The sequence below is a fragment of the Micromonospora sp. NPDC047753 genome (assembly GCF_040642735.1).
GTDB lineage: Bacteria > Actinomycetota > Actinomycetes > Mycobacteriales > Micromonosporaceae > Micromonospora.
Genome location: NZ_JBEYSL010000680.1, coordinates 1 through 2890, shown reverse-complemented (window position 1 = coordinate 2890; position 2890 = coordinate 1). Strand labels below are relative to the sequence as shown.

Here is a 2890-nt window from a genome sequence, read left to right as displayed (position 1 = left end):
TGAGTGCCTCGACCGGCAGGAACCGGGCGTCGACCTCCCAGCCGGGGAACGGAACGAGCAGCGGGTACGTCAGTGCGATCCCGCGTAGCCAGGCCGGTGGGACGCGCAGCCAGTCGGCCGCGAAGAGGCCGCCGCCGGAGAAGAACCACAGCACCACCCGCTCGGGGTCGACCCGCGGATCGGCGCGGACCTGCTCGACCATGGCGGCGATGTCGTCGGCTGCGGCGGGCAGCGCGGACAGGTCGGACACCTGGTAGCTGACCAGTGCGGTGACCACGCCGCTCGCGGCGAGCAGCGCGCCGTAGCCGCGGTAGAGCAACCAGTCGCGAGGGTCGGGCGCGTCGGGTGGCAGCGGAGCGCCGTGCACCACCACGACGGCCGGCGCGCGACCGGTGTGGGTGGGCAGGTGCAGGTCGACGTTGCCGTGTCGTTCGACCGGCGCGGCCGGGATGGACAGGACGAAGGGCCGTTGTGCGACGGGCGTCGTCATGGCCTCATCGTATCGATCATCGACCTGCCCGGCTGACCCAACGAGGATCTACAGAGGACGGTGGGTCAGGTCGGGTCACCGGGTTTCGCGGCGTCGCTGGCCTGGGCGTGCCGCTCCAGCAGCCGCTGCCGGATCTCCTCCGGGGTGTACGCGCGCCGACGCCGTTCGGCCCGGGCGATGACCACGCCGGAGGCCGCGACACCGGCGAGCCCGGCCAGCCCGAGAACTTTCCACCACCGCATTCGTTGCCGCATCGGCCTAGGCTAGACCCTCATGAGCATCAGCCTGGATGAGGCCGTCGAGTTGACCCGCACCGGTGACGTGTGGGTGTTCCGGGGCCGCAGCGTGCCGGACCGGGCGATCCAGTTCACCACCAACAGCCCGGTGAATCACGTCGGGATGGCGGTGGTGCTGGACGACATGCCGCCGCTGATGTGGCACGCGGAGTTGGGCAGGTCGTTGCCGGACCTGTGGTCGGGCAGCCACCAACGTGGCGTCCAGCTGCACGACCTGCGGGACGCCGTCTGCGTCTGGGCCAACCGGTACGGCCAACGGGCCTGGTTGCGGCAGCTCGACCCGCCGGCCGACGCGGAGATGGAGCGGGCGGTGCTGCGGACGATCGCGCGGCTCGACGGCACGCCGTTCCCGTCGACCGCCCAGTTGGCGTGGCGCTGGGTGCGGGGTCGGGTGCCGGCGCTGCCGCGCCCCGGCCGGCTTCCCGCGTTGCCGCACCTCGGTGGGCTGTCGGCGTTGGCACGCCTCGGCCAGCCGACACCTCACCCCAACCGGGCCGAGCGCCCCAACCCGACCGAGCGCCCCAACCCGACCGAGCGCCCCAACCCGACCGACCGCGCTGAGCACCCCAACCCGACCGACCGCGCCAACCCTTCCGGCCCGGTCAGCTCGGCCCGGTCGGCGGGGGAGCGGGACCGGGCCCTGGAGACGGCGTACTGCGCCGAGGTGGTGGCGGTGACCTATGAGGCAATGGGGTTGCTGCCGGCGGGTCGACGTCCGAACTGGTACGACCCGGGGCGGTTCTGGAGCGGGGACGACCTGGGTCTGGCCGGCGACGCCCGGTTGGGTTCCGAGATCGAGGTTCAGGTGCCGCCCCGCTGAGGTTTGAGCTGTGCGGTGACCGGCAATTGCTGTGGCCGTGAACGCCTCCACGGATCTTGACACGTTGGCCGACTTCTTCGACCGGTACGGCGTGGCGTTGACCTCAGGCGACCTGCCGGCCATCGCCGGCTGCTACGCCCTGCCGGGGCTGGTGGTGGCTGACACCTACAGTTTCTCGTTCACGTCCGCGGCGGCGGTGGCGCTGTCCTTCGTGGGTGCCGCACCCGACTACCAGGACCGGGAGTTGGTCGCGGCCCACGCCCGGATCGAGGACGTTCAGGCGGTGTCCGCGCTGTTGACGATGGTGGCGGTGGAGTGGGAGTTCCTGGACTGTCGGGGGCAGGCGGTGCCGGGGGAGCGGTACCGCTACCTGCTGCGTATCTCGGATGACGGACCACTGATCTGCACTGTCGTCCGGACGGGCTGACCGACGGGGGCCGGTTGGCCCGATCCGTACCCACCCGGTTTCGGGTCCGTGCGGCGCTGGCTACGCTGTCGCGTCGGTGGGGGACGAGGGGAGACCTGATGGCGGTGCGGCCGGACGGTGCGGCAGATTCGCGGGCGGCGCGGGTGTTAGCGTCGGTGCCGTGGATCGTGGTGCTGCTCGGCGTGTGCGCGCTGGTGGTGCTCCTCGTGATCGCGCTGCTGGCGTTTCGCACCAGGGAGCGGGACGCGCCGCCGCAGGCCGCGCCTCCGGCGTTCCTGCCGACCGTGCCGGCCGCCGCGTCGGCCACCGGTGGGCCGACTCCGGCCGCCGTGGAGCGGCGCTCGGTGTCACCGCGACCGTCACGCAGTAGCCGGACACCGTCACCGCGGGCCACCGTCACCGGCTCGCCGACTCCGGGGCGGACGAGCGTCCTGATTGCGCCGTCGGCGCAGGACGCGGTCAGCGCCCGGTACGAGGTCGGTTCGAACGGCTGGGACGGGGATTCGGCGGTCCTGTCGATCGCCAACGAGTCGAGTCGGTCGGCGGACTGGCAGGTGGAACTGCTGTTCGACGACGACACCTGGACTCTGCGGGTGGGTGATGACTCGGGCGTCTCGGTGCGGGGGCGCGGGCACGGGGAGTTCGTCCTGCGCGGCACCCGTTCGCTGGACCCGGGCGACTCTCGGACGCTGCGGCTGCGCGTGGGCTGGGGTGACTCGGCACAGCGCCCGGTCAAGTGCACAGTCAACGGGGTCGACTGCCGGATCGGCTGAGCCACCGCCGCGCCGCCGCGCCGCCGCAGCGGGCTGACCCCCGCCACGTCCGGCCGCTCCCGCAGGTGGTCGATCATCCGCGAC

The 2890-nt window shown here is 72.5% G+C and carries 4 protein-coding genes and 1 pseudogene; 3 read left to right on the top strand and 2 right to left on the bottom strand.

Annotated elements, in window-relative coordinates:
- Both ABZ749_RS33060 and ABZ749_RS33055 read right to left on the bottom strand, forming a co-directional pair.
- A pseudogene (locus tag ABZ749_RS33060) lies at positions 1-490 on the bottom strand (hypothetical protein); the annotation flags it as partial.
- 65 nt (positions 491-555) lie between these two features.
- Complete coding sequence (locus tag ABZ749_RS33055; RefSeq protein ID WP_238671532.1) at positions 556-744, bottom strand: hypothetical protein; 189 nt, start codon at positions 742-744, stop codon at positions 556-558.
- A gap of 19 nt (positions 745-763) precedes the next feature.
- Here ABZ749_RS33055 and ABZ749_RS33050 point away from each other — a divergent pair, with 19 nt between their 5' ends.
- From ABZ749_RS33050 to ABZ749_RS33040, 3 genes are all read left to right on the top strand, one after another.
- The gene (locus ABZ749_RS33050) at positions 764-1606 is read left to right on the top strand and encodes a hypothetical protein (protein WP_357234836.1); all 843 of its coding nucleotides are present in this window, start codon (positions 764-766) and stop codon (positions 1604-1606) included.
- Between the two features lie 37 nt (positions 1607-1643).
- Positions 1644-2033, top strand: coding sequence for a hypothetical protein (locus ABZ749_RS33045; RefSeq protein ID WP_357234833.1), 390 nt, complete (start codon positions 1644-1646; stop codon positions 2031-2033).
- Between the two features lie 98 nt (positions 2034-2131).
- The gene (locus ABZ749_RS33040) at positions 2132-2806 is read left to right on the top strand and encodes a hypothetical protein (protein WP_357234830.1); all 675 of its coding nucleotides are present in this window, start codon (positions 2132-2134) and stop codon (positions 2804-2806) included.
- The last annotated feature ends 84 nt before the right edge of the window (positions 2807-2890 follow it).